This window comes from Barnesiella sp. (assembly GCF_022723415.1).
Taxonomy (GTDB): Bacteria; Bacteroidota; Bacteroidia; order Bacteroidales; family Barnesiellaceae; genus Barnesiella; species Barnesiella intestinihominis.
This window is the reverse complement of record NZ_JAIJHU010000139.1, coordinates 1-1,410: the sequence shown is the minus strand read 5'-3', so window position 1 is coordinate 1,410 and position 1,410 is coordinate 1. Positions and strand designations below refer to the sequence as shown.

General features: G+C 37.2%; 1 protein-coding gene. It reads right to left on the bottom strand.

The annotated features are described in order from the left end of the window. Positions 1 to 66: 66 nt before the first annotated feature. On the bottom strand, positions 67 to 1,230 hold the full coding sequence (locus QVD32_RS13125) for a phage tail tip lysozyme (RefSeq protein WP_287710383.1): 1,164 nt from the start codon (positions 1,228 to 1,230) through the stop codon (positions 67 to 69). Positions 1,231 to 1,410: the final 180 nt, after the last annotated feature.

Sequence of the window (1,410 nt, the reverse complement as noted above, 5' to 3'; positions counted from 1 at the left end):
TACCATAACTTCCTATCAATAGACAAACTATGCCTGTAATAAAATGCTTCATCATTCTCTCCTATTCTATTTTTTTATCGGGCGAGCAAAACAAATATCGCCTCCAGAAATCAAACTTGTAAATGACGTACCAAAAGCTTCAATATTTACTCGATCTCCGTTTCCTCCTTCTTGTATAATCTTTGTCTCGTTTCCTTTCCATTTTTCAGTTAAAATCCCTGTATGACCATTTGAACCAGCACCGCCACCCTGATTGACAATAATAATATCTCCTGCTTGTGCGTCATTCGCAGAAATTGCTTGTAAATACTGCTGACTACCTCTTGCGTCACTTGCCATTGAACCTGTATACCATTGCATATTTGCAGGAACATGATACCCTGCCTTATTTAGAACTAACCAAACAAATCCTGAACAGTCTGTTCGACCTTCTTTATTAGGGTTCTTTAAATCTGATCCTAAATCCGGCGCAGGGTGTACTTGATCATAATGAAACCATCCAAGCCAACTTTTCGCAATTTCTAAAATATCTCCATCTGCTTCACCAGAACCAGAAGAATCACATACAAGTATATTTCCATCTTCTGCTGCGACATTTTCAGAAGTATAATTCGCCACTGGATCACTTGAACCAAATTTCGCATACCAACTATCCGCCATCGCATTTCGTTGTTCTAAATGCCATTGAGACGAATCTTGGCTAAGCCCTTCAAACCATAAAAGCCATTCTTTTTGTGCCTCATGAACATTCGTTAATTTTAAGGCATGCAATGCTTTTTTATAATAAGGATTTTGCAATTCCTCACTCAGTAATTGAAGTTGGACAGCCAAATCACTCTTCTCTTTTCCCATTTCTTGTGCTAATTGTTCGAGTCTTGTCAATCTTCCCCCCAACCATTGTGCGATTCCATAAGCACCGCTTGAGGGATTTTCCGCTGTAGAATCAAGCTGAGATTCAAACTGTAAACAACCTAAAACTCCACTTGCTCCTTCAGGGGTCGCTTCAAAATTCTTTCTAAAATAAGTATAAATAACTTTGGCATTTTCTTCTGTATTTTGGTTGGCAATACTACTTATCGTGGGAACATCTACACAAGTTTCTTGTCCCTCTTCATTTCCTGTTGAAAAGAGAAAAAGAATGAAAAAGAAAAGACATAAAAATGGTGATAAACAACCTAAACAGCCACAACCACAGCCTTTTCTTTTTTCTTTCATCATTAAATCTTCCATTCTCTCCCCCCTATAACAAAAAAAGCCTTAAAAGGGAGCTCCTTTCAAAGCTTTTTAAAAGTAATTATTTCGGTTTTTGTGGTGTTCTTCCTTTTGGCAACTGAAAATCCTTACCAACTTCTCCTTCAATAATCGTTTTTTCGTAATTTTGATTCGTTACAATATTGGACTGATTATTTT

Excerpts from the sequence above, each read along its gene's own strand:
- QVD32_RS13125 (WP_287710383.1), bottom strand. The coding sequence starts at position 1,230 with ATGGAAGATTTAATGATGAAAGAAAAAAGAAAAGGCTGTGGTTGTGGC.